The organism is Streptomyces pyxinae (genome assembly GCF_024756275.1).
GTDB lineage: Bacteria > Actinomycetota > Actinomycetes > Streptomycetales > Streptomycetaceae > Streptomyces > Streptomyces pyxinae.
The window spans coordinates 1-23,693 of record NZ_JANUGQ010000040.1 but is presented as its reverse complement, the minus strand read 5'-3'; the positions used below and the strand labels follow the sequence as shown (position 1 = coordinate 23,693).

Genomic DNA, 23,693 nt, shown 5'->3' with positions numbered 1-23,693 from the left:
GTCGGCCCGGGCGGACCGCCCGTCAGGCGGGGCGGGCGGTGAAGCGCTCCGGCCGGAACTCGGCCGCCAGCGGCGAGACCTGCCCCAGCACCTCGCCCGCCACGAGTTCGCCCAGGACCGGTGCCAGGGTCAGCCCGCTGTGCGTGACCACCACATAGAGCGCCTCGGCTCCCGGCACCGGGCCCAGCACACTGCGGCCGTCCAGCGGCATCGGGCGGATCCCGGTGTACGCGGACTCCACCGCCACCCCGGCCCCGGCGCCCGGCAGCACCGTGTCCAGCCGCTCCAGCACCCGCCGGGCGGCCCGGCGGCCCTGCTCGGCCACGTCGGGTCGGCCGGGGTCCAGTTCATGGTCCACGTCATGGCTGTGCAGCACGAGCCGGCCGCCGCTGTGCGGCCGCAGGCTCAGCCCCGGGGCGTGCAGCACCCGCCGCACCCGGACCGGGACCGGGGTGGTGCGCACCAGCAGCCCCGGGGTGACCGGGCCCGGGTCCCCGGGCTCCACCAGCGGTACGCCGGCGCCCGCGTGGGCCAGGAGTTCCCGGGTGCCGCGCCCGGCGCAGCAGACGACGGTGTCCGCCTCGATCCGCTCCCCCGACGCCAGGATCACCCCGCGCACCGGCTCCGTACCGAGCAGTCCGGTCACCGGGGTCCCGGTGCGGACATCGACTCCCAGCGCCCGGCAGCGTTCCTGGACGGCGGCGACGAAACGGGAGCTGACCACATGGGCGTCGGCCGGGTAGTGGACGAGCGGACCCACCGCCCGCTCCAGGGCGAGACCGGGCTGCAACTCCCGCAGCGCGCGCCCGGGTTCGTACTCCTCCACCGGATATCCCCGGACCCGGTACCCCTCGGCGGTCCTGGCCAGCGCCTCCGCCCCCTCGGCGCTGTCGGCCCAGTGCAGATTGCCGGTCCGGAAGAACCAGGGCTCGCCGTCGGTGCGGGCGGCGAGCCGCTCATGGGCCCGCAGCCCCTCGGAGGTGAGCGCGAAGTAGGCGTCGGAGCCGTCGTCCACCGCGTTCACCCAGCCGAAGCCATGGGCGGAGAGCCCGCCGGCCGGATCCTGGCCGTCCACCAGGACGACCGAGGCGCCCCGCTCGGCCAGGTTGAGGGCGACACAGCCGCCGATCGAGCCGGCGCCGACCACGACCGCGCGCATCACACCGCCCCGCTCCGGCCGCCGCCCGGTGCCCCGGGTACTCCGGCCACCGCCCCGGAGCCGCCGACCGTGGTCCCGCAGAGGTAGCCGCCGACCAGCGCGGGCCCGAGGGTGCCGCCGGAGCCCGGATAGCCGGGCCCCATGGTGGTGGCCGCCACATTGCCGCAGGCGTACAGCCCCGGGACCGGGGTGTCGTCGTGGCGCAGCACCCGGCCGCCGGCGTCGGTGACCAGGCCGCCCTTGGTGCCGATCATCCCGGGCCCGACCGGGACGGCGTAGTAGGGCGGTTCGCTCAGCGGGCCCAGACAGGGGTTGGGGCCGCCGGTGTGCCGGGGGTCCCCGTAGTAGCGGTCGTGGCTGGTGGTTCCGCGCCCGAACGCGGGGTCCTCGCCCAACGCGGCATGGCGGTTGAACTCCGCCAGGGTGGCGGTGAGTCCGGCCTCGTCGGCGCCCAGGCGGCGGGCCAGCCCGGCGGGTGAACCGGCCCGTTCGAACCAGTCGGGCGCCGGGTCGGCGGGGCGGGCGGAGGCGATCGGATACCGCCGCCGGAACGCCTCGTCGAAGACCAGCCAGGCGGGGGCGTTGGGGTAGTCGTGGGTGGTGGGGTCGAAGGCGAGGAACGCCTTGGTGATGTCGTTGTAGTTGACGGCCTCGTTGACGAACCGGCGGCCCTGCCGGTTGACGATGACCGAGCCCGGCAGACAACGCTCGGCGACCAGGTGCCGGAAGAGCGGGTGGCCGTCGTACGTCTCCGACGGATCGGCCACCGCCGGTACCCACCAGGCCTGGGAGAGACCGGCCGGCGCGGCCCCGGCGGCCAGGGCCATCATCAGCCCGTCGCCGTGGTTCCAGGGCGGGCTGACCGGGCGGGTGTCCGGCACGCCCAGAAACGCCCGTTTGAGCCGCTCGTCCCACTCGTAGCCGCCGCTGGCCAGGATCACTCCGGCAGCCGCCCGGTACACGGCCGGTCCCCCGGCGGTCTCGGCGCGCACCCCGGTCACCCGGCCGTCCTCGATCAGCAGCTCCCGCGCCCGTACCCCGGTGGCGAACTCCACCCCGCGCTCGTCGCAGGCCGCCACCAGCCCCGCCACCAGGGCGGCCCCGACGGTCAGTACGCCCTCGGCCTTCCGGCGGGCCACCAGCTCGTGGTCGTACAGCTCCGGGGTGTTCCAGCGGTGGCGCTCGTCGTAGGTGACGGCGTCGAAGTGCGCGCCGCGCCGGATCCGGTCGGTCAGCCCGGGGCGGCCGGCGGTGGGGAAGGGCACATTGTCCAGGGTGCGGCCGACGTCCCGGGCCCCCGGCCAGTCGGAGTGGTAGTCGGGCCGGTCGATCGGAAAGAGCCGGACCGGTGTCTTGGCGTGCAGATAGTCGACCACCTCGGGGGCGGTCGCCACATACTGCTCCAGCCGCCGGCGCTCGACGGCGCCCTCGGTGACCAGCTCCAGGTAACGCAGCGCGTCCTCGGCCGAGTCGGGCATGCCGTGCTCGCGCATCACGGAGCTGTTCGGCACCCAGACCATGCCGCCCGAGACGGCGGTGGTGCCGCCGAGCAGCGGGGTGCGTTCCAGGACGAGCACCCGCCGCCCGCCGTCGGCGGCCCGGCAGGCCGCGAGCAGCCCGGCGCCGCCGGAGCCGATGACCAGGGTGTCGAAGCCGCTGTCAGTGCCGCTGCCGTCGCCCTCGCCCGCCTCGCCGGCTTGGTGGGTCTGGCGTTCGCCGCAGTGGTGTGTCTCGCGTGCCTCGCTGTCGTCGCTGTCGTCTCGCACGGGGCCTGCCTGTCCTCTTCCGGGGCGGTGACGGGATGGTTCGCATGGGTCTGCACGGTGTCCGGGCGGCGGCTTCGGTGGTGGCCCGGGTCGGTGTCCGGGCGGCGGCTTCGGCGCTGGCTCGGGACGGTGTCCGGGGCGGTGGTTCCGGCCGTACGGGTCAGAGCAGCCGGCCGGGCTTGTAGTGCGCCGCCTCGGGGTGGCGGGCGGTCACCGCCTCGATCCGGTCCACCACCGCGGCCACCTGTTCGCCCGCCGCTCCGGTGAACCCGAGGCGATCGGCCAGCAGCCGGTCGAGCCCGGCCCGGTCCAGCGGGAAGCGCTCATCGGCGGCGAGCCGGTCCAGCAGCCGGTTGTCGCCGCCGCCGGCCCGCATGTCCAGGGCGGCAGCCACCGCGTGTTCCTTGATGATCTCGTGGGCGGTCTCCCGGCCGACGCCCGAACGCACCGCCCCCATCAGCATTTTGGTGGTCGCCAGGAAGGGCAGATAGCGCTCCAGCTCGGCGTCGACCATGGCGGGGAAGACCTCGAACTCGTCGAGCACCGTGAGCAGGGTCTCCAGCATTCCGTCGAAGGCGAAGAACGCGTCCGGCAGCGCCACCCGGCGCACCACCGAGCAGGAGACGTCCCCCTCGTTCCACTGGTCGCCGGAGAGTTCGGCCGCCATCGAGCCGAAGCCGCGCAGGACGATCATCAGACCGTTGATCCGCTCGCAGGAACGGGAGTTCATCTTGTGCGGCATCGCCGAAGAGCCGACCTGTCCCTCGGCGAACCCCTCGGTGACCAGCTCGTCGCCGGCCATCAGCCGGATGGAGCGGGCCAGCGACGAGGGGCCGGCGGCCAGTTGGACGAGGAGGCTCAGCACCTCGTGGTCGAGCGACCGGGGGTAGACCTGGCCCACACTGGTGAAGCGGTGGGCGAAGCCGAGATGGGCCGCGATCCGGTCCTCCAGACCGGCCAGCCGCTCCCGGTCTCCGCCGAGCAGATCGAGCATGTCCTGAGCGGTGCCCACCGGGCCCTTGATCCCGCGCAGGGGGTAGCGCTCCAGCAGCTCCTCCAGCCGGCGGAAGGCGATCAGCACCTCCTCGGCCACGGTGGCGAACCGCTTGCCCAGGGTGGTGGTCTGCGCGGCGACGTTGTGGGTACGGGCCGCCAGCACCAGGCCGCTGTGACGGGCGGCGAGCCGGCCGAGCCGGGCCAGCAGCGCCACACAGCGGTCGCGGACCAGGAGGAGGCTGTCCCGGATCTGGAGCTGCTCGACGTTCTCGGTCAGATCGCGGGAGGTCATGCCCTTGTGGATGTGCTCATGGCCGGCGAGGGCGTTGAACTCCTCGATCCGCGCCTTCACATCGTGCCGGGTGACCTGCTCGCGCCGGGCGATGGAGGGGAGGTCGATCTCGTCGGTCACCCGCCGGTAGTCGGCCTCGACCCCGTCGGGCACCTCGATGCCCAGTTCCCGCTGAGCGGTGAGCACGGCCAGCCACAGCCGCCGTTCCAACAGGATCTTGTGTTCGTGCGACCAGAGGCCGACCAGTTCCGGTGAGGCGTAGCGGGCCGCCAGCACGTCCGGGATGTTCGCCTTCATCGCACCGCTCTCCGGGTCACGTGGGTCACTCGGCCTTTCCTCGATCAGGGGGCAGGGGGCGGGGATCCGGGGGGATCAGGGCAGCGGGGTGGTGGTGATGCCGTCGTTGTCGGCCTTGGTGAACCAGAAGTCGCTGACCAGCCCGCGGCGTTGGAGGTCGGTCGCCCACACCCGGGCCGCCTCGGGGTGCCGGGTGAAGGCGAAGCAGGCGGGGCCGGTCACACTGAGCGCGATGGCGTCCACCGAGGGGGCCGCGCGGCCGGCCTCCAGTACGGCGGTGACGGCCTCGCCCTGGAAGGCGATCTGCGCCTGTTTGAACCAGCCGGTGAAGGTGATCGCGTCGACGGCGGCGCAGAACGCCTCGTAGTCCCGCTCCAGAACGGCCGGGGCCAGCCCCATGAAGACCAGGTGCGAGGTGCGCCAGGACTCCTCCGGCGGGATCGGGGTCACCCGCTGGAACCACTCCAGCTCCTCCCGGCCGCCCAGGTGACGGCCCCGGGTGAGCAGCACCAGGACGGGCCACTCCGGGAAGTCGAGCCGGACCACCGGCCGGGGCGGCGCCACGTCCTGGGCGAACCGGCTGGGCCGCAGGTACATGTGCGGCTCCCGGGCGAAGTCCGGCGGGTTGCGGTGGCCGCCGTCCACCAGGAAGCCGCCGGTCTCCGCGAGTCCGGTGCTCGCCCCCGAGGTGCGGCCCCGGCCGAGGATCCTGGCCAGCTCCCGGGGCGGCGCCGCCCGGCCGCAGAGCCGGCCGTAGGCGTGGCCGATGGCGAGCAGGGTGCTGGTCTTGGAGCCGAACCCGCTGTGCTGGGGCAGTGGTTGCTCGATGACGATCCGGGCCGGCGGCCCGTCCCAGAGTGTGCGCAGGGTCTCGACGGCGGCGGCGACCTCCCGGGTGGTCTCCTCGGCCGTGCCGCCGACCTCGGTGACCCCGCCGGAGCCCCCGCCGGCGGCCCGTACCTCGGCGACCAGGCCGGGGCGGTTCACCGCCATGGCGGCGATGCCGTTGCGGCGCTGCGAGGTGGAGTCCAGGCTGATCAGGGTGAAGCTCAGCCGGGCCGGGGCGGTCACCCGTACGGCTCCGGCCGTGGCGCCCGGTTCCACGGTCGCCCCTCCTCCCTGCTGTCCCCGGCCGTCCCGGGCATCCGCTCCACCGGCTTCCCGGCCACCGGCCGCACCGCGCGCCGGGGCGCTCACAGCCCGGTCCGATCCCCGAGGGCCGCCCCGGTGGCCTCGGTGGCCTCGGTGAACTCCCGTACGGCGGTGCGCAATCGCTCGGTCGCGGCGGCGGAGGGTCCGCCCCACACCCCGGCCAGCGCGGCATAGACCGCCGAGGTGGCCGCCACCGTGGCGGCCGGCAGCGGCTGGGGGCGCGGCCACCGCTCCCGCGGCAGCCCGTCCCGGATGTATCCCTGCACGCGCTCGCGCAGCTCCGGGTGGAGCCAGCGCAGCAGCTCCTTGCAGACCGGGATCCCGTCCAGATAGAAGCGGTTCTCGTCCGGCGTGCCGGCGTGGTCGATGACGATCAACTCGCCGTCCCCGTCGAAACCGTACTCCGCCTTGCCGTCGACCAGGGTGAGGCCGACGGTCTCGCAGTGGGCGGTGAGCACCGAGGCGAGCCGCCGGGTCCGCTTCTCGATCCGGGCCAGGTCCTCGGGCCCCACCCCGCCGACGGCCGCCGCCTCCTCCCGGGTGACGAAGCGGTCGGTCTCCTCGAACTTGGTGGTGAACTCGACCATCGGCTCGGCCAGCCACGGGGAGCCGGGCCCGGTCCGCTCCGGGACCAGGGCGGGGTCGAGCCGGCCGGCCGCGATCCGGCGGTGCACCGAGGACTCCTTGGGCAGCGCGTTCCGGTAGACCACCTGGAGCGGGACCATGGCGCCGGGGCCGGTGCCGCCGCCACCCGCGAAGTCGATGTGGAGCAGCTTGATCCGGATGGCGTTCTCGGAGACCTGGTCCACGAAGTGGGTGGCGATCCCGGCGTCCCGCATCAGGGCGAACGACCGGACGGCCATGGCGCAGGAGGCCCGGCCCTTGCCCGGGATCTCGTCCGGCATGATCCCGTGGTCGTAGACGGAGTAGCGGTCCGTGAAGGTCAGGATCGCGTCACCGGGCCGGCCGTCGGCGGGCGGGGCGAGGGTGTACAGATCCTTGGTGGACCAGCGTTTCATCGACGCCTCTCTCCCTCGTCCGTCACGACCGCTCTCCCTCGTCCGTCACGGCGGTCCGTCACGACCGCCTGTCACGGCTGCCCGGCACGACTGCCCAACACAGCTGCCCGGCCCGGCCGTCCGGCCCGGCCGTCCGGCCCGGCCGTCCGTCCCGCTCCACAGGGGAAGACGATCGAGGGCCGCCGGATGTGACACCCGCCGACCGGCACCGGATCACACCGCGTCCGGCGGTCTCACTCCGGGGCGGATGGCAGCGGCCCCCGGGGCGGGTCGTCCGGGCCGCGCGCCCCGTCGCGGCCGTCCAGCAGCAGTCCGACCAGGGCGCCCACCGCGGCCTCGTCGTTGGACGGCAGGACGAGATCGGCGGCCGCCCGTACCTCCGGGTGGGCGTTGGCGGGGGCGGCCCCCAGCCCGGCCAGCCGCAGCATGGACAGGTCGTTGAGCCCGTCCCCGGCGGCCACCGCGTCGGCCGGGTCCATCCCGAGGTCGGCGCAGAGCCAGCGCAGCGCCGCCGACTTCCCGGTGCCGGGCGGTACGAGTTCCACGAAGCCGCCGCCCGAGGCGGTCGCCGCCGCCCGGGGGCCCACCGCCCGCTGGACCGCGGCCACTTCGGCCGTACCGCAGCCGGTACCGGTGTGGACCAGCAGCTTGGGCACCCGGTCCGGCAGGGCGAGCCGGTCCGCCGAGGCACACCGCACGACCGAGCTCCAGTGCTCCGAGGCGGCGCGCGGGAACGGATCGACCGTCACCGTGCGGTCCACCAGGTCGAGCGCGCAGGACCAGGCGGCGGAGGCGCCACGCACGGCGGCCAGCAGCGACCGCACCCGGTCCGGGGCGAAGCCGGTCACCCTGCGGGGCACGGGCGCACCGGGCGGGTGGATCACCGCCCCGTTGCTGTACGCCCAGTACGCCGAGCCGGGCACCCGGCCGGTCACCTCCGGCTCCACGTCCCGGCGTGGCCGGGCGGTGATCACGGCCAGCGCCAGTCCGGCGTCCCGGGCGGCGAAGAGCGCGGCCGAGACGGGCTCCGGCAGCCGGCCCGCCGAGTCCAGCAGGGTGCCGTCCAGATCACAGGCGAGCAGCCGGGCCCGGGGGGCGAAGGCCCCAAAACCAGCGGCCCCGGCGGTGGAGGCCCGCACACCGCGCACCCCGGCAGCGGGAGCCCCGCCTCCGCAGGCCCCGGCCCCGGAAGTGCCGGCTCCGGGAGCCCCGGGTCCCGAAGTCCCGTCCGCGCGGCCCCGGTTCATCCGGCCACCGGGGCCTCGGACCGCTGCCGGGCGCTCTCCGGCAGCCGGTGGCAGAGCAGCAGGAAGCCGGTGCCCAGCAGGGCGCAGAGCGCCGTGGCGGCGGCGGCCGGGCCCGGGCCTGTGAGGTCCGAGACGTACCCGGCGAGCGCGGAGCCGAGGGCGGTACCGGTGGTGAGCAGGGTAATCAGCCAGGCGAACGCCTCGGTGACGGTGCCCGCCGGGGCCAGCGCGTCCACCAGCGAGAAGGAGACCACCAGCAGCGGGGAGAGGAAGAAGCCGGTGGAGAGGCAGACCGGCACCATCACCGGCACCGGGGCCATCAGGGCCACCAGCAGGTACGTCACGGTCAGCCCGGCGCCGAAGAGCACCGCCCGGGCCGTCGGGGCGAGGCTCCACCGGCTCCGCCCGTAGAGCACCGCGCCGATCAGCGCGCCGCAGGCGGAGAGCGCCAGCAGGGTGCCCGCCCCGCCGGGCAGCGGGTGCCGCTCGGCATAGGCCACCGCCACGATGTTCAGGCCGCCGATGGCCGAGCCCGCCCCGGCCAGTCCGAGGAAGAGCAGGATCAGCGCCCGGCTGCGCAGCGGCCCGAGCCAGTCACCGCCGCCGGGACTGCCCCGCCACTCCCGGGAGGGGCGGGAACCCGCCATCACCAGGGTGCCCGCCAGGCAGAGGGCGGCGGAGAGTGCCACGGCCGCCTCGGGCGGGGCCAGCGCCACGGTGGCCGAGACCAGCAACGGGCCGCCGATGAAGACGAGTTCCTGGGCCGCCGCGTCCAGCGCGTACGCCCGCTGGAGGTTCTCCTGGCCGACCAGCACCGGCCACAGTGCCCGCAGACACGGCTCCAGCGGCGGGGCGGCGGCCCCGGCGAGCGCGGCGCCCGCCAGCACAGCGGGCCGGGAGGCGGGCGCCAGGGCGACGAGCAGAATGCCGCCGGCGGACACCAGGGCGCCGGCCACCAGGACCCGGGTCTGGCCCCGCCGGTCGGCCAGCCGGCTCAGCGCCGGTCCGCCGGCCGCGCCCGCCACGGCGAGCACCGCGGTGGCCACCCCGATGAACCGGAAGCCGGCGCCATGGGCGCGGAGCGTGAGGGTCATGGCGAGCGCCGTCATGGCGGTCGGCAGCCGCCCGAGCAGCGCGCCGCCGAGGGCGACCGGAACGGCCGGCCGGCCGAGCAGTGCCGCGTAACTCACCTGACGGTCTCCTCCGCCGTGCCCCGGTCACCGGACGCCCCGGGCTCCTCGTCGAGGAAGCGCAGGAACAGACCCGTAACCTCCGCGCTGCGCAGCCGTACCTCGACCTCGGCCAGCCCGGAGCGCCGGCGGTCGGCCCGGTCGCCGGTGAGCGGAATCCACAGCCAGCCGTTGTCCAGCCAGGCGTATCCGACCGACTCCGCGCCGTGGGCCCGGGGGATGGCCGGGGTGAGGCGTTCGGGCAGGTCCGGCACGTCGACCGCGCAGACCTCCCCGTCGGCGGCGAAGGCCACCGACGCCACCGCCCGGAACCCGACCGGATTATCCCCGGCCGCTCCGGTCGATCCGTCGGGTCCGGCCACCCCGGCTGCTCCGGGGCCCCCGGCCGCCCCCGGCACTCCGGCCGCTCCAAGGCCCCCAGCCGCTCCGGGCGGGGGGCCGCCGGTGGCCGGGGCGCCGGACGGGACCGCCGTCAGCACCCCGGACTCCGGGTTCCAGTCGGTGACGAAGCTGTGCGGCACCATCACAACACTCCCGTCGAATAAGGGGTCCCGTAAGAGGTCCCGGCCGGGTCCGCCCCGGAGAGGTACGACCGCCCCGGACACACCCCGGAGACGTACGGCCGCCCCGGACACACCCCGGAGACGTACGGCCGCCCCGGACACACCCCGGAGACGCGGGCCCGCCCCGGCCCCGGTGTGCGCACCCCGTCACACATGCTGCAACCGGTCGAGTCCCACCGAAGGCGGGGCGGCGAGGCGGGCGGGCCGCAGTTCGACCTCGCCCAGCACGGTGTCGGCCGGGGCCGCGACCACCCAGGACACCACCGACGCCACCGACTCGACACTCATCTTGTACTCCGAGAAGTCGTCGTCGAAGTTGCGGATGGCGCCCGGGTTGACCAGCGTGGTCCGCACCCCGTTGGGCCGCTCCTCCAGCAGCAGCACCTCGGCCACCGACCGCAGCGCCGCCTTGGTCGCGCAGTACGCGAGGCCGCCCTCGAACGGCCGGTCCCCGGCGTGCGAGCCCATCAGCACGATGTGCCCGCCGGCCGCCCGCAGCAGGGGCAGCGCCGCCTGGATGATCCGTACCGTGGCGGTGAGGTTGACCGCCAGCGCCTCGTCCCAGTCCTCGGGCGACAGTTCGTCCACCCGGCCCAGCCCCCGGGCCACCGCGTTGAGGACCAGCAGATCCAGGGCCGGGGCGTCCGCCAGCACCGCGCGGGCCGCCTCGGACGCCGCCCCGCCGTCGGCCAGATCGGCCACCACCGGGTCCGTATGGTCCGCGCAGGAACTCCGGTTGAGGCAGCGTACGGTGAACCCGTCCGCGACCAGCCGCTGACGGACGGCCCGGCCGGTCCCCCGGTTGGACCCGGTCACCAGCGCCAGCCGCTGCCGCGCGGAGCCCCGCCGGCCGGAAACACCGTCGCGCCCGGCCGCCCCGGGACCGCCCATGTCCGCCCCGGGGGCACCCCCGTCGGCCCCGGGACCGCTCCCGTCCGCTCCGGGTGCCTCAGGCATGGGTGACGAGCCGCATCAGCTCGGTCCAGCGCTTGATGATCTCTTCACCGGACGCGCCCTGCCGGAAGAGGTCCTTGTCGTAGCACTCGCCCGCCCCGGAACGCAGCCGCATGCAGTCCGGCGAGATCTCGGAGTTGATCACCAGTCCGTGCTCCTCGTCGGGCGCGATGATCAGGCAGAAGTCCCAGAGGTCCAGCGGCTCCAGCAGCCTCCGCAGCACGGTGTTGCACCGCTGTGCCGCGTCCCGGAACGCCTCCACGTCGATGCCGAGCAGCCGCAGGTAGTCCTCCCCGATCGGCTGGTCCTCGGGGTCGACGCGGTAGTCGAACTTCACCACGGGCCGCTCGAACCGCTGCCCCTCGGTGAACAGTCCCGGGTACTTGCGCATGGTGGAGCCGGTCGCCCGGTTCTTGACGATGACCTCGAAGGGCGGCGAGGGGCGGTAGTCGGCCAGATAGGTGAGCGGTCCGGTCCGCTCCCGGAAGACCGTGTGCACGCCCTCAGCGGCCAGCCGCCCGGAGACGTGTTCGAAGAAGTCGAGCCGCAACTCACCGGTGCCGTCGATCAGTTCATTACGACTGTAGGTGAAACTGCTGAGCGAGGGGATCAGTTCGACCAGGCAGGTCCCGGAGTCGAGGAGCCAGACCTTCTTGCTGTGCCCGGAGATGTCGGGCGTCCGGGACAGCACTTCCGTGTACACGTCCGTGTACACGTTCGTAGGCACGCCTTGTACGTCACGCACGTCTCGAGTCCATTCTGGTTCACGGTGCGAACCCGTCGGCCCTGAAGAGGAATGGCAGCGGTCCCGTCCCGGAGCCCCGGGCGGGGAAGCACTGTTCAGAAACGTTCCGTTCCGACCGCGTGACAGACGACGCAGCACGCCAGGCCGACGGAGTAAATCGCCGTACTCGATATACCGATATGCAGATGTCTGGACATCCGGCCGGAGAAGAGGTGGCCGCGCCCCGTACCGGGGCCCGCGCCGCACAGAGATCGCACCCTAGTCATGCCACTGAGTGACCGTCAACAGCCGGGACGGCTCTGACGAACACCATGCAGAACGGCCGAATATCGCCGTCCCAGGCGCCTGCGGCGCGCCCCCGCATCACCTCACCCCGCCTCATCCCACCTCGGAGGTCACCGCTCGGGACACCGGCGCCCCGGGCACCCGCAGCGCCCGGCGCCCGGCCAGGAGCAGCAGCACCGTGACCGAGATCCCCAGGGCGCCGGGGGCGGCTCCCCAGTGCTCTCCGCCCCGCTGGAGCACCGCGCCGGTGACCGCCGAGCCCAGCGAGGTGCCCGAGGCGAAGAGGGTGATCAGCCAGGCGAACGCCTCGGTGGTGGTGCCGGCCGGCGCCAGCTCGCCCACCAGCATGAAGGTGGTGGCCAGCAGCGGCGCCAGGAACAGCCCGGTCAGCACCATCAGCGGCGCCATCAGCGGGGGCGGCGGCACCAGGATCAGCAGCGAGTAGCCGAGCAGCAGCCCCAGGGACAGCAGCCGGGCGCGCAGCGGCAGCGCGGCCGTCCACCGCCGCGCCCCGTAGATCAGCACGCCGATCAGTGAGCCGCCGGCGTGCAGCGCCAGCAGTCCGGGAGCGCCGCCCGGGAAGGCCCGCCCCTCCGCGTAGTGCACGACGACGATGTTCAGGGTGCCGATGGCGAAGCCGACCCCGGCCAGACAGACGAGCAGCAGCACCAGGCCCCGTTCCCGGAGCGGCCCGAGCCAGTCCGTGGACCGGGTGGCGGCCCGCCAGCGCCGGGAGGGCCCGGCGGTGGCCACCACCAGCACTCCGGCGATGCCCAGCGCGGCCTGGACCCAGAGCACCACGGCGGGCGAGGCCACGGCCACCGTCGCCGCCACCGCCAGCGGACCGGCGACGAAGACCAGCTCCTGGGCGCTCGAGTCCAGGGCGTAGGCGGACTCCAGATCGTCGGCGGGGACCAGATCCGGCCACAGCGCGCGCAGACACGGCTCCAGCGGCGGGGTGGCGGCGCCCGCCACGGCGGCGCCGAACAGCACCAGCGGACGGCTGTCCGGGACGGTCGCCACGGTGATGAAGCCGACCGCCGCCAGCACGGCCGTGACCAGCAGGATCATGGTCTGGCCGCGCCGGTCCACCAGCCGTCCCACCAGCGGGGCGCCCACCGCCGCCGCGATGGCGAAGGTGCCCGCCGCCAGCCCGACGAAGCCGTACGACGCTCCCGCCTCCCGCAGCGCCAGCGGCACCGCCAGGGCGGCCATCGCCGAGGGCAGCCGGCCCACCCAGCTGCCGGTGAGCAGCCGGACCACCGACGGGCGTCGCAGTACCGGTAAGTAGGGCATACGGGGTCCTCCTCACGACGGGCCCGACGGGCGCCCGGGCCCCGCACGCCGACGGGACCACCGGGCGGAGATCCACCGGGAGCCGGGACGGGACGATCCCCCGGCACGGCATACACCACGGCCACGGCCACGGAACACAAGATCGTGTGACGCAAGATCACGGAACAGTCGACCAGTCTTCTTCCCGGCCGGATCACGCGTCAAGGGTGAAGACGAGACAGCGGGGTGAAACCCGGGACAGGAGTGCTACTCCCGCCCGAACCCGGTCCCGGACTCGTTCCCGGTCCCGGCGCCGTTCCCGCTCCCGGCCACGGTCCCGGTCCCCTTGCCGGTCCCGGGGGCCTCCCCCGCCGCCGGGCGCAGCGCCCCGGCGATCAGCTCCGCGAGATGGGTGCCCCGGCGGTCGGTCCGCTGGGCGATCTGGGTCCGGCAGCTGAACCCGTCCGCCAGGATGTACGTCTCCGCCCCGGCCGCCCGCACCGCCGGCAGCAGCACCTGCTCGCCGGCCGCCACCGAGACCTCGTAGTGGTCGCGCTCGAAGCCGAAGTTCCCGGCCAGCCCGCAGCATCCGGAGTTCAGCGCGGTGTTGTCGACGCCCATCCGGCGCAGCAGGGCGGCGTCCGCGCCATAGCCGGAGGTGGCGTGCTGGTGGCAGTGGGTCTGGCTGAGCGAACGGGCCCCGATCCGGGGTGCGTCCCAGTCCGGTGCCCGCCGCTCCAGCAGTTCGGCGAGCGTCACGGTGGCCCGGCCGACCGCCGCCGCCCGCTCGTCCCCGCCCAGCAGTTCGGGGAGGTCGGACCGGAGGGTGGCCGTGCAGCTGGGCTCCAGGCCGACCACCGGCACCCCGGCGCGCGCCTCGGGCGCGAGGGCGGCGACGGCCCGCCGGGCGACCCGGCGGGCCACCCCGAGCTGCCCGGTGGTGATCCAGGTGAGCCCGCAGCACTGGGTGCCGCCGGGCACCCGCACCGTGAAGCCGGCGTCCTCCAGCACGGTCACCCCGGCGCGGAGCACCTCCGGGGTGAAGTGGTTGTTGAACGAGTCCACCCAGAGCACCACGGGCCCCCGGCGCCCGTCCCCCTCGGGGGCGCGCCGCCGGAACCAGGAGAGGAAGGTCCGGTCGGCGAAGCGCGGCAGCTCCCGCTCGGCGGCGATCCCGCCCAGCCGCTTCACCAGCGGGGCGAGCCGGGAGGCCAGCAGCGCGTTGGCCGGGCCCGGCGCCCGGGAGGCCCAGCGGGCGAGCGCGGGCAGCCAGCCCATGCTGTAGTGCGGGGCGGGCCGGAGCCGCCCCCGGTAGTGGTGGTGGAGGAACTCCGCCTTGTAGGTGGCCACATCGACCCCGACCGGGCAGTCCGAGGCGCACCCCTTGCAGGAGAGGCAGAGGTCGAGCACGTCCCGTACCTCGGTGGAGCGCCAGCCGTCGGTGAGGAGGTCGCCCCGGGTCATCTCGTGCAGCAGCCGGGCGCGGGCCCGGGTGGAGTCCTTCTCGTCCCGGGTGACCCGGTAGCTGGGGCACATCACCCCGGTGCCGTGGTCGGCGGTGCGGCACTTGCCGACCCCCACGCACCGGCGGGTGGCGCGGGCGAAGTCGCCGCCGTCGGAGTCGTACGCGAAGACCGTGACCAGCGGCAGCGGCTCCCGGTCGGGGCGGATCCGCAGATTGCCGTCGACCGGGAGCGGACGGACGATGATGCCCGGGTTCAGCCCGTTGTCCGGGTCCCAGATGTCCTTGAACCGCCCGAAGAGCGCCATGGCCCGGGGCGAGTACATCCGGGGCAGCAGCGCGGAGCGGGCCTGGCCGTCGCCGTGTTCGCCGGAGAGCGAGCCGCCGTGGGCCGCGATCAGGTCGGCCGCCTCGGCGGAGAAGGCGCGGAAGGCGGCGGTGCCCTCCGGAGTGGTGAGGTCGAAGTCGATCCGAACGTGCAGACAGCCCTCGCCGAAGTGCCCGTAGACGGCGCCCTGGTAGCCGTACCGCGCCATCAGTGCCCGGAACTCCCGCAGATAGGAGCCGAGTCGCTCGGGCGGCACCGCCGAGTCCTCCCAGCCGGGCCAGGCTTCGGAGCCGTCCGGGCGGCGGGTGGCGAGGCCCGCGCCGTCCTCCCGGATCCGCCAGAGCCGCCGGGCACGGGCCTGGTCCCCGATGACCAGCCCCCCGGTGTTCCCGGGCGCCTCGGCGGCGGTCTCCACCAACGCGGCGGCTCGCTCGGGCAGTTCGGCCGCCTCGCCGCCCAGCTCCGCGAAGAGCCAGGCCCGGCCGGCGGGCAGGGTGTCGATGGCGGCCCGGGTCTCCGGCCGGGTCACCACGTCGGTGAGCGCCTGGTCGAGGCCCTCCAGCGCCAGTGGCCGGTGTGCCAGCAGCGGCACCACGGCGTCCGCCGCCGCGTAGGCGTCCTCGAAGCCCAGCACCACCAGTGTGCGCGCGGGTGGCGGGGCGATCAGCCGGACGGTGGCGGAGAGCACCAGTCCGAGCGTGCCCTCGCTGCCGGTGAAGGCGCGGGCGAGGTCGAACCGGCGCTCCGGCAGCAGGTGTTCCAGCGCGTAGCCCGACACCTGCCGGGGAAATCTGCCCAACTCGGTGCGGAGCGTGGCCAGCTCGTCCCGTGCCAGCCGGTGCAGCTCCCCCACCAGCCGCCCCCGCTCGCCGCCCGCCGCGACGATCCGGTCGATCTCCTCCCGGGTCGTCCCGCCGAGCCGGACGACGGTGCCCCGGTAGGTGACCACCTCCAGCTCGACCACATTGTCCGAGGTCTTGCCCCAGGCCAGCGAGTGGGTGCCGCAGGCGTTGTTGCCGATCATGCCGCCCAGGGTGCAGCGGCTGTGGGTGGACGGATCGGCGCCGAAGAGCAGCCCGTGCCCGGCCGCCGCCCGCTGGAGGTCGTCCAGGACGATTCCCGGCTCCACGGTGGCGGTCCTGGCCTCCGGGTCGAGCGCCAGCAGCCGGTTGAAGTACCGGGAGAAGTCGAGCACCACGCCCGCGCCGACGGCCTGGCCCGAGGTGCTGGTGCCCGCGCCCCTGGCGGTGACCGGCACCGCCAACTCCCGGCACACCGCGAGTGCGTTGAGCACATGTGCCCGTTCGCGCGGGAAGACCACGGCCAGCGGGACCTGCCGGTAGTTGGAGGCGTCCGCCGCGTACTGCGCCCGGCGCCCGGGGTCGCCCGCCACCTCCCCGCAGTCCGCCGCGCCGAGCGCCCGGGTCACCTCCGCCGCACGGGCCCCCGCGGGCCCCCGGAATTCCGCCGTCACCGTGTACGTCAGCTCCTCAGCCCGCTCCTGGCCGCGACCCGCTCCCGCCGCCACCCGCGACGGCCGGACGGCCCCCGGCATTCCGAACAGCACCTCCACGACAGCGGGCCCCGGACAGCCCCCCGTCGGCACCCGGCGCCCGACATCTCCGACAACCCGGCATCCGGCATCCGGCATCCGGCATCCGGCATCCGGCATCCGGCATCCGGCATCCGGCCGGGGTTCCTACCCCTCCAGCAGTCCGGGCAGCCCGCCGTCCTTGGCCAGCCGCTCCAGGCCGTCGAGCGCGGCCATCGCCTGCCGGGCGGCCTCCGGATCGCGCCCGGCCAGACCGCTCGCCGCGAACTCGTCCTCGTCCAGGCGCAGTACCTCGGAGCCGTCCGCCGAGACCCACAGGTCCAGATCCAGGTCCTCCACCACGATCTCCACGGGCCCCGCCGGCCCGGAGGCGTCGCTCCCTCCCCCGGCCGGGCTCACCTCGGCGGGCCGGGTGATGTCGCAGTACCACCCCTTCAGCGTCCCGTCCCCGGTCCGGACCTCCTTCACGGCGTACCAGCGGTCCCGCCAGTAGTGCTCGGTGAACTGGTCGCCCGGCTCGAACCGCACGAACCCGAAGTCCCGGACGCCCGGCGCCGACCACGGCGCCACCACCGACACCCGGCTCCCGTCGTCGCCCAGCAGCGCGGCCCGGTACCGGATCTTGACCCGGCCGGCCTTGGTCAGCACCACATCCACGAACTGCCGCATCTCACTGCCCCGGTTCCTCGGTGAAGCCTGCTCCGATCGCGCACGCAGCGTACCGAACCGGCCCTCCGCCGGCGATCACCGCCACCCCGTCCCGTCACGCCAACAGCCGTATGCCGTACCGGGATCCGCCGCTCTCCGTCAGCGGGTGAAGGTGGCGCGGAACGGGTGGTGCCCGTCGCCCCGCGCCCCGGGCTGTGATCCACTCGGGATCCCGCCCCCGAACGCGACCTCCGGAACGCGGCCCCGACAGCACAGGAGAATCCCATGGAAGCACTTGTCTCCGCCCGCTGGATGATCACTGGCCCCGGTGGGCGGCGGCTGGACGACGGGGCGGTGCTCGTCCGGGACGGTGTCATCGTCGACGCCGGCCGCCACGCGGACGTCCGGGCCCGCGCCTCCGGCTCCGCCACCGCTTACGCCTTCCCGGACGGCACCCTGCTGCCGGGGCTCATCGACGGCCATGTGCACCTGGTGTTCGACGGGGGCCCGGACCCGGTGGGGTCGCTGCGCGACGCCTCCGCCGAGACCCTGCGCCGGGACATGGCCGAGCGGGCGCGCCGGCTGCTGAGCACCGGGGTGACGACCGTCCGGGACCTGGGCGACCGCGACGGGCTGGCCGCCGCCCTGCGCGACGACATCACCGCCGGCCGGCTGCCCGGGCCGCACATCCTCACGGCGGGCACCCCGGTGACGGCTCCCGGCGGTCACTGCTGGTTCCTCGGCGGGGAGGCCTACGGGCCGGACGCCGTCCGGGAGACGGTCCGGCGCAATGTGGCACGCGGCGCCGACGTGATCAAGGTGATGGCCACCGGCGGCGGGCTCACCAAGGACGGTCCGCCCGTCTGGGTCGCCCAGTTCACCGATGCGGAGCTGCGCGTCCTGGTGGCGGAGGCCCGGAGCGCCGGGCTGCCGGTCGCCGCGCACGCCCACGGCACCGAGGGGATCGTCGCCGCGGTCGCCGCCGGGGTGGACACCATCGAGCACTGCACCTGGATGGCGCGGGGCGGTTTCGACGTACGGGAGGAGGTCGTCGCGGACATCGTGGAGCGGGGCATCGCCGTCTGCCCGGCGGCCAGTCCCGCCTGGCGCGGAGTCGCCGAGCGCATCGGCCGGGAGCGCGCCGAGGAGATGTTCGGCCGGCTGCGCTGGATGCGTGAGCGCGGGGTGCGGCTGATCGCGGGCACCGACGCCGGGGTGGGCCGGGCCGTGTTCGACGGCTTCGTGTCCAGCCTGGAGTTCTTTGAGCACATCGGCTGCACCCCCGCCGAGGTGATCGACCTGGCCACGACGGGCACCGCGCGGGCCCTGGGTATCGCCGGCCGGACCGGCGCCCTCGCTCCCGGTCTGCGCGCCGACCTCCTCGTGGTGGGCGGTGACCCGCTGGACGACCTCCAGGCGCTCCGCGACGTACGCCTGGTGATGGCGGCGGGCCGCCCGTACGCCGCCGCCTGACCCACGCGCGGCGGGCGGACTTCAGGGACGCCAGGGCCGGGGCACCCGGCGGGCGGTCGCCGGGTGGCTCTCGGCCCAGCGCCGGATGGAACGGTGCAGGGTGGGGAGGATGGGGTCCACCCGGTGGGTCGCCTCGAAGGGCTCGGTGACCGAGAGATAGCCCTGGTACGCCTGGAAGGCCGTGACCCGGGTCAGCTGGGCGCGGTCCAGGTGCTCGCGCGCGAACGGCAGATAGAACCGGTTCCACTGGCGCCCGGACACATAGGGCAGCGGCTGGAGTGCCGGGGCGCCGTTCTCCGCGCGCCAGCCGTTCAGGGCGTCCAGGATGGTGTCGAACGCCTCCGCGACCCTGGGCGCCCCGTCGCCGCCGCCCAGCACCGTGAGCCGCGCCCCGGCGGGCCGGTCGCCCTCGACCAACTCCCGTACGTGCTCGGCGATGTCGTCGGTACTGACGATGTCCAGGTACGCGTTCTCGTCCCCGACCAGCGCGGGTACGGCCCCGGTGCACAGCGAGGACGGCAGCCAGAAGAAGCCGCTGTACCGGTCCAGGAAGCCGTCCCGGCGGGTGCCCATCACGATCGGGAAGCGGACGATGTCCACCGACGCCCGCTCGGCGGTGAGCAGCCGCTCGCCGGCGGCCTTGGACCACTCGTACGTATTGCGGTACGCCTCCGGGGACGTGGGCAGGACGCTGCCGGTGAGCCCGGTCGCGTACGAGGACGACAGATGCACCAGCCGGGTGCCCCCGTCCATGCCGTCCGTCCCCTCCGACCCATCCATGCCGTCCAGCCACTTCAACAGCGCCCGCAGCGGAGCCACATTGGCCCGTTCCGACTCGACGGCCGAGAGGTTCCAGCGGGTGTCGGCGGCGCAGTGGACCACCGCGTGCCACGGCCCGCGCAGTGCCTCGGGCGGTTCCTCGGAACCGACCCGCCAGGCCCACTGGTTGGGTGCCGGGCCGCCGTTGCTGCTGGCCCCGTGGACGTCGTGGCCCGCCGCGGCCAGCCGGCGCAGCACGGCGCCACCGACGGCTCCGGTGGCCCCGGTGACCAGGACGCGCGCGGCGGCGGTCACGGGACGAGGGGGCGGCGGGCGGGACGGGCGGGACGGGCGGGCCCGGCGACCGGGATCCTCACGGGCGACTCCTTCGTTCCGGCGGACGAACGGGCAGACGGCAGACGGGGAGAACAAGGAGGCGAGGGGCGAGTGGGCGAAGGCACGAGCGGGGCCGTACGACGCGACGCGACACAGTGCGACGAGACACGGCGGACGGAAGAGGGACCCGACGAGCCGACCCGACCACGCTATCCCCCAACCCGCCTCCGCTCAGCGAGCGTTCCTCTCTACGAGACGGTTGTCTCCCGCCGGTCCCGCCTCATGACCAGGCGACCTTCCGGTCCTCGGAGCGGAAGAACACCAGCGTCACGGCCGCGAACCCGGCGGAGAAGCCCAGCAGCACCAGTACCGGCAGCAGGACCGCGGCCGCCCCGCCGCCCTCGATGATCACGGCGTTGAAGCCGCGCATCGCCCAGTAGCTGGGCATCCCCGGCGCCAGCGGACGTGCCCAGTCCGGCAGTGCGGACAGCGGCGTCAGCGCGCCCCCGAGGCCGGCGAACAGCAACGCGGCGAGGTTGGCGAACACCGCGAGCTGGTTGACCGTCCGGCACAGCGACACCAGCGCCATGCCGAACATCACCACACAGAGCGCCAGCGCCGCGCCCACCGCCACCAGCGCCGGCCAGGAGCCGCTGATCCGCAGGTCGTACAGGAGGCCGCCGGCCAGGAACACCACCGCCAGTTGCAGCACCGCCACGCCCAGCGGGACGACGACCCGGGCGGCGAGGAGCTCGGCGGGCCGGGCGGGCCCCGCGCGGAGCCGGTCCCAGGTCCTCCAGCCGTGCTCGCGGAAGACCGCGAAGCCCACCAGGTTCACCAGGAAGAAGGTGAACATGACGGCCATGCCGGGCACCGCCTGCTCCGCGCCCGTGGCGCCCGCCACCCGGTCCGCCCGCAGCGCCGTGCGGAACAGCGGCTGCATGAAGCCCATCAGCAGCAGCGGCATCGCCGTACGGACGACCAGCGGCGCCGGGTCGCGCAGTTGAAGTCTGAGGTCCTGCCGCACCAGGGCGACGATCCGTCCCCACGACCCCTCACTCATCGGGCCCCCTCCCCGCCGTCGGTGCCGTCGGTGCCGTCGGTGCCCTCCGAGTCGTACCGGCGCCCCGTCACCCGCAGGAACACACTCTCCAGACTGGGCTGCGCGATCCGGAGGTTGGTCAGCTCCCCGGCCGCCGCGCCCAGGGCGCCCATCACCCGCTCCACCACCAGATGGGGCTGCTCCACGGTCAGCCGCAGCACCCGGCCGTCCCGCACCACCGGCCAGGGCAGGGCCAGTTGGGGCGGGCTGCCGGAGAAGGTGAGCTCGATGCCGCTGTCGCCGGAGCGCCGTACCAGTTCCTTCACGTCCCCGCGCGCGACCACCCGGCCGTCGTGCAGCATGGCGACGGAGCCGCCCAGGGTCTCCACCTCGGGCAGATAGTGCGTCGAGTAGCAGATGGCGGTACCGCCGGCGGCCATGGCGCGGACCAGTTCCAGGAGTTGCTCCCGGGTGCCCACGTCCACCCCGGCCGTCGGCTCGTCCAGCAGCAGCAGGGCCGGCCGGTGCACCAGCGCCATTCCGGTGTGCACCCGCCGCTGCTCCCCGCCGGAGAGCCGCCCGGCCCGGCGGTCGAGCAGCCCGGTCAGCCCCAGCGGCTCGGCCACCTCCTCGACACGCCGGCTCGCGGCACGGCCCCGCAGCCCGGCCAGCTCCGCGAAGAACGTCAGGTTCTGCCGCACCGTCAGCGGCGGGTAGACGCCCAGCTCCTGCGGCGCGAGCCCGAGCCGGCGCCGGGCCTCGCGGGGCTCCCGTACCGGATCCCTGCCGAGCACCCGCACCCGCCCCGCGTCCGGCCGGAGCAGCCCCGCCACGACGGACATCAGGGTCGTCTTGCCGGCGCCGTTGCGCCCGAGCAACCCGAGGATCTCCCCGGGCGCGACCTCCAGGTCCACCCCGCTCAGCGCGGTGACCGGCCCGTACCGCTTGGCCACCCCGCGCAACTCCAGCGCCGGCCCGCCCTGACCCGCCTCCGTCGCACTGTCCTCCATGACGGCCCACGACCTCCCGGCGCAGCACGACGCGACACGACACGACCAGCGAACACACCGGCGGCGACTCCCGCACCCCGCCGGCCGATCACGCTAGACACCCCGCCCTCCCCCGGCAAGCGGACCCCCCGAGTGTTCCGCCCCACGGAACAGCCCGCACCTCGCCCGCCGGTTCTCAGCCCCGCGTCCGCGACGCGCTCACACTCGCCCGCCACTCCGGAGCATCCGGCTCCGCGTGGACAGACCGTCCGCCGCGCCGGCGAGAGACAGTGTGCGGCGGTGCCCGGCGGACCGCGCCGCGGCGGTGCCGCCGCCGCTGCCACCGGTGGGACGCCCTTCGAACCGTACAGCGGCCGCGGCACGGCCGGACAGGAGTCCTCTTACCGTCCGCCGGCGGCCCCGGGCGGGAGCACCGGCCCCAAGGCGCCAACCACCACTGCTCCAGCGGTGCACGAGGGGGAGCGGGTTGGATGCGGTCGGCCGTGTGCGCCACCGAACTCCCACTCCACCGGAGGTCCCCGATATGCAGGTCCGCGTCGAGAAGGACCGGTGCTGCGGCTCCGGCCAGTGCGTCATGGCAGCCCCCGGCGTCTTCGACCAGAGCGAGGACGACGGTCTGGTCCTGCTGCGCCCGGGCGGCGCCGAGCAGGCCGCACGCGCCGACCTGGAACTGGCCGCCGGCCTGTGCCCGGCCGGTGCCATCACCGTGCGCGAAGACCACCGGCCCGAGGGCGCCGACGGCACCGCCACCGCCGGTTCCTGACCACCCGCCCCCCACGTCCCGCTCTCGTCCGTGCAAGGAGCCCGCCATATGACTCTCGCCCACTCCGCCGACACCGACCGGGAACTGACGCTTCCGGCCCCTCGGGGCGCCTGTCCCTTCTCCCCCTCGCCCGCCTACACCGAGGTCCACCGTGCCGCCCCGCTGACGAAGGTGAGCCTGTGGGACGGTCGGCCGTGCTGGCTGGTCACAGGACATCAGCAGACGCGTACCGTCCTGCAGGACAAGCGGTTCAGCGCCGACGCGCGTGTGCCGGGATTCCCCTTCCTCTCCCCCGGACGCCGCCAGTTGCTCACCAAGGCCCAGCCCAGCTTTCTGCGGCTGGACGACCCGGAGCACGCCCGGCTGCGGCGGATGCTCACCGGCGACTTCATCGTCAAACGTGCGGAAGCCCAGCGCCCGCAACTCCAGAAGATCGTCGACGAGGCCCTGGACCGCGTGATCGCCAAGGGCTCCCCCGCGGACCTGGTACGGGATTTCGCCCTGCCGGTGCCTTCCAGGGTGATCTGCCTGCTGCTCGGCGTCCCTTACGCCGATCATGAGTTCTTCGAGAGCCAGACCAGCACGCTGGTGGACCTGAGCACCCCGCCGGAGCAGATCAAGGCGGCGATGGGCACGTTGAACGGCTATCTGACCGAACTGGCCGAGCGCAAGCGGCACGAGCCGGACGACAGCATGCTCAGCCGACTGGTCGCACGCGGTGAGCTGAACCAGGCCGAGTGCGCGGCCATGGGGATGGTGCTGCTGGTGGCGGGCCATGAGACCACGGCCAACATGATCTCCTTCGGCACCCTGGCGCTGCTGCGCGACCCCGGCCAGCTGGCCCGGCTGAGGGCCGAGCCGGAGCTGATCAAGAGCGCGGTCGAGGAGCTGCTGCGCTATCTGTCCGTCGTGCACTTCGGCCTGCCGCGGGCGGCGCTGGAGGACGTGGAGATCGACGGCACGCTGATCCGGGCCGGTGAGGGGGTGCTGTGCATGCTGTCCGCCGCCAACCGGGACGAGCTGGTGTTCCAGGACGGCGACGAGCTGGACATCACCCGTGACGCCCGCCGTCACCTCGCGTTCGGCTTCGGTGTCCATCAGTGCATCGGCCAGCCGCTGGCCCGCGCCGAGTTGCAGATCGCACTGGGCACGCTGCTGCGCCGGCTGCCGGACCTGCGCCTGGCGGTACCGTACGAGGAGCTGGAGTACCGCACGGACAAAGCGGTCTACGGTGTGCGCTCGCTGCCCGTGACCTGGTGAACCGGCAGCACCAGGTGGTACGGCTCGGGGCCGGCGGATCGATCCGCCGGCCCCGAGCCGTTCCGCAACCCGCCTCCCCCCCTGCGCGCCATGTGGGGGCGTGTCCCTCGCGCCTCTGCG

At 74.5% G+C, this 23,693-nt stretch carries 19 protein-coding genes; 3 read left to right on the top strand and 16 right to left on the bottom strand.

Going from position 1 to position 23,693, the window contains the following annotated elements:
• Positions 1-22: 22 nt before the first annotated feature.
• The 13 genes from NX801_RS29205 to NX801_RS29145 all read right to left on the bottom strand — a co-directional run bounded on the left by NX801_RS29205 (position 23) and on the right by NX801_RS29145 (position 16,951).
• Positions 23-1,159, bottom strand: coding sequence for an NAD(P)/FAD-dependent oxidoreductase (locus tag NX801_RS29205; protein WP_258790971.1), 1,137 nt, complete (start codon positions 1,157-1,159; stop codon positions 23-25).
• Positions 1,159-2,925, bottom strand: a complete 1,767-nt coding sequence (locus tag NX801_RS29200) for an FAD-dependent oxidoreductase (RefSeq protein WP_258790970.1) — start codon at positions 2,923-2,925, stop codon at positions 1,159-1,161. The genes NX801_RS29205 and NX801_RS29200 overlap by 1 nt, the downstream gene beginning before the upstream one ends.
• 160 nt (positions 2,926-3,085) lie before the next feature.
• Positions 3,086-4,510, bottom strand: a complete 1,425-nt coding sequence (gene purB, locus NX801_RS29195) for an adenylosuccinate lyase (protein ID WP_258790969.1) — start codon at positions 4,508-4,510, stop codon at positions 3,086-3,088.
• A 75-nt stretch (positions 4,511-4,585) separates the two neighbouring features.
• Positions 4,586-5,614, bottom strand: coding sequence for a beta-ribofuranosylaminobenzene 5'-phosphate synthase family protein (locus NX801_RS29190; protein WP_258790968.1), 1,029 nt, complete (start codon positions 5,612-5,614; stop codon positions 4,586-4,588).
• An 89-nt stretch (positions 5,615-5,703) separates the two neighbouring features.
• Entirely contained in the window at positions 5,704-6,681 is a 978-nt protein-coding gene (locus tag NX801_RS29185; protein ID WP_258790967.1) for a phosphoribosylaminoimidazolesuccinocarboxamide synthase, read from the bottom strand.
• Between the two features lie 233 nt (positions 6,682-6,914).
• On the bottom strand, positions 6,915-7,820 hold the full coding sequence (locus tag NX801_RS29180; protein ID WP_309505927.1) for an HAD family hydrolase: 906 nt from the start codon (positions 7,818-7,820) through the stop codon (positions 6,915-6,917).
• Positions 7,821-7,924: 104 nt separating this feature from the next.
• Positions 7,925-9,118 carry an MFS transporter gene (locus NX801_RS29175; RefSeq protein ID WP_258790965.1) on the bottom strand — a complete coding sequence of 398 codons (1,194 nt, stop codon included), beginning with the start codon at positions 9,116-9,118 and terminating at the stop codon, positions 7,925-7,927.
• Positions 9,115-9,642, bottom strand: a complete 528-nt coding sequence (locus tag NX801_RS29170) for a hypothetical protein (RefSeq protein WP_258790964.1) — start codon at positions 9,640-9,642, stop codon at positions 9,115-9,117. Before NX801_RS29170 ends, NX801_RS29175 begins: the two co-directional genes overlap by 4 nt.
• Before the next feature lie 186 nt (positions 9,643-9,828).
• On the bottom strand, positions 9,829-10,638 hold the full coding sequence (locus tag NX801_RS29165) for an SDR family oxidoreductase (protein WP_258790963.1): 810 nt from the start codon (positions 10,636-10,638) through the stop codon (positions 9,829-9,831).
• The gene (locus tag NX801_RS29160; protein ID WP_258790962.1) at positions 10,631-11,362 is read right to left on the bottom strand and encodes a phosphoribosylaminoimidazolesuccinocarboxamide synthase; all 732 of its coding nucleotides are present in this window, start codon (positions 11,360-11,362) and stop codon (positions 10,631-10,633) included. The genes NX801_RS29165 and NX801_RS29160 overlap by 8 nt, the downstream gene beginning before the upstream one ends.
• A 396-nt stretch (positions 11,363-11,758) precedes the next feature.
• Positions 11,759-12,961: an MFS transporter gene (locus NX801_RS29155; protein ID WP_258790961.1), complete on the bottom strand. Its 1,203-nt coding sequence runs from the start codon at positions 12,959-12,961 to the stop codon at positions 11,759-11,761.
• A gap of 246 nt (positions 12,962-13,207) precedes the next feature.
• Entirely contained in the window at positions 13,208-16,285 is a 3,078-nt protein-coding gene (locus NX801_RS29150) for an FAD-binding and (Fe-S)-binding domain-containing protein (protein ID WP_428986265.1), read from the bottom strand.
• 144 nt (positions 16,286-16,429) lie between these two features.
• Positions 16,430-16,951 (bottom strand): ribonuclease FAU-1 family protein, encoded by a 522-nt coding sequence (locus NX801_RS29145; protein WP_258790959.1) that lies wholly within the window; start codon positions 16,949-16,951, stop codon positions 16,430-16,432.
• A gap of 264 nt (positions 16,952-17,215) precedes the next feature.
• Between NX801_RS29145 and NX801_RS29140 the strand changes: the two genes are divergently transcribed.
• Positions 17,216-18,403, top strand: coding sequence for an amidohydrolase family protein (locus NX801_RS29140; RefSeq protein WP_258790958.1), 1,188 nt, complete (start codon positions 17,216-17,218; stop codon positions 18,401-18,403).
• Positions 18,404-18,424: 21 nt separating this feature from the next.
• Here the strand turns inward: NX801_RS29140 and NX801_RS29135 are convergent, their stop codons facing one another.
• The 3 genes from NX801_RS29135 to NX801_RS29125 form a co-directional block, all read right to left on the bottom strand.
• The gene (locus NX801_RS29135; protein ID WP_258790957.1) at positions 18,425-19,477 is read right to left on the bottom strand and encodes an NAD-dependent epimerase/dehydratase family protein; all 1,053 of its coding nucleotides are present in this window, start codon (positions 19,475-19,477) and stop codon (positions 18,425-18,427) included.
• Positions 19,478-19,778: 301 nt separating this feature from the next.
• Positions 19,779-20,561: an ABC transporter permease gene (locus NX801_RS29130; protein WP_258790956.1), complete on the bottom strand. Its 783-nt coding sequence runs from the start codon at positions 20,559-20,561 to the stop codon at positions 19,779-19,781.
• Entirely contained in the window at positions 20,558-21,550 is a 993-nt protein-coding gene (locus NX801_RS29125) for an ABC transporter ATP-binding protein (RefSeq protein WP_258790955.1), read from the bottom strand. Before NX801_RS29125 ends, NX801_RS29130 begins: the two co-directional genes overlap by 4 nt.
• Positions 21,551-22,073: 523 nt before the next feature.
• On the opposite strand from NX801_RS29125, the gene NX801_RS29120 reads away from it, so the two are divergent.
• Both NX801_RS29120 and NX801_RS29115 read left to right on the top strand, forming a co-directional pair.
• Complete coding sequence (locus tag NX801_RS29120) at positions 22,074-22,313, top strand: ferredoxin (RefSeq protein WP_258790954.1); 240 nt, start codon at positions 22,074-22,076, stop codon at positions 22,311-22,313.
• 48 nt (positions 22,314-22,361) lie between these two features.
• A complete protein-coding gene (locus NX801_RS29115) occupies positions 22,362-23,573 on the top strand; it encodes a cytochrome P450 (RefSeq protein WP_258790953.1) in 1,212 nt (403 codons plus the stop codon).
• Positions 23,574-23,693 lie beyond the last annotated feature (120 nt).

Excerpts from the sequence above, each read along its gene's own strand:
- NX801_RS29165 (WP_258790963.1), bottom strand. The coding sequence starts at position 10,638 with ATGCCTGAGGCACCCGGAGCGGACGGGAGCGGTCCCGGGGCCGACGGG.
- NX801_RS29205 (WP_258790971.1), bottom strand. The coding sequence starts at position 1,159 with ATGCGCGCGGTCGTGGTCGGCGCCGGCTCGATCGGCGGCTGTGTCGCC.
- NX801_RS29140 (WP_258790958.1), top strand. The coding sequence starts at position 17,216 with ATGGAAGCACTTGTCTCCGCCCGCTGGATGATCACTGGCCCCGGTGGG.
- NX801_RS29185 (WP_258790967.1), bottom strand. The coding sequence starts at position 6,681 with ATGAAACGCTGGTCCACCAAGGATCTGTACACCCTCGCCCCGCCCGCC.
- NX801_RS29155 (WP_258790961.1), bottom strand. The coding sequence starts at position 12,961 with ATGCCCTACTTACCGGTACTGCGACGCCCGTCGGTGGTCCGGCTGCTC.
- NX801_RS29125 (WP_258790955.1), bottom strand. The coding sequence starts at position 21,550 with ATGGAGGACAGTGCGACGGAGGCGGGTCAGGGCGGGCCGGCGCTGGAG.
- NX801_RS29145 (WP_258790959.1), bottom strand. The coding sequence starts at position 16,951 with ATGCGGCAGTTCGTGGATGTGGTGCTGACCAAGGCCGGCCGGGTCAAG.
- NX801_RS29150 (WP_428986265.1), bottom strand. The coding sequence starts at position 16,285 with ATGCCGGGGGCCGTCCGGCCGTCGCGGGTGGCGGCGGGAGCGGGTCGC.
- purB (WP_258790969.1), bottom strand. The coding sequence starts at position 4,510 with ATGAAGGCGAACATCCCGGACGTGCTGGCGGCCCGCTACGCCTCACCG.
- NX801_RS29130 (WP_258790956.1), bottom strand. The coding sequence starts at position 20,561 with ATGAGTGAGGGGTCGTGGGGACGGATCGTCGCCCTGGTGCGGCAGGAC.
- NX801_RS29120 (WP_258790954.1), top strand. The coding sequence starts at position 22,074 with ATGCAGGTCCGCGTCGAGAAGGACCGGTGCTGCGGCTCCGGCCAGTGC.
- NX801_RS29170 (WP_258790964.1), bottom strand. The coding sequence starts at position 9,642 with ATGGTGCCGCACAGCTTCGTCACCGACTGGAACCCGGAGTCCGGGGTG.
- NX801_RS29115 (WP_258790953.1), top strand. The coding sequence starts at position 22,362 with ATGACTCTCGCCCACTCCGCCGACACCGACCGGGAACTGACGCTTCCG.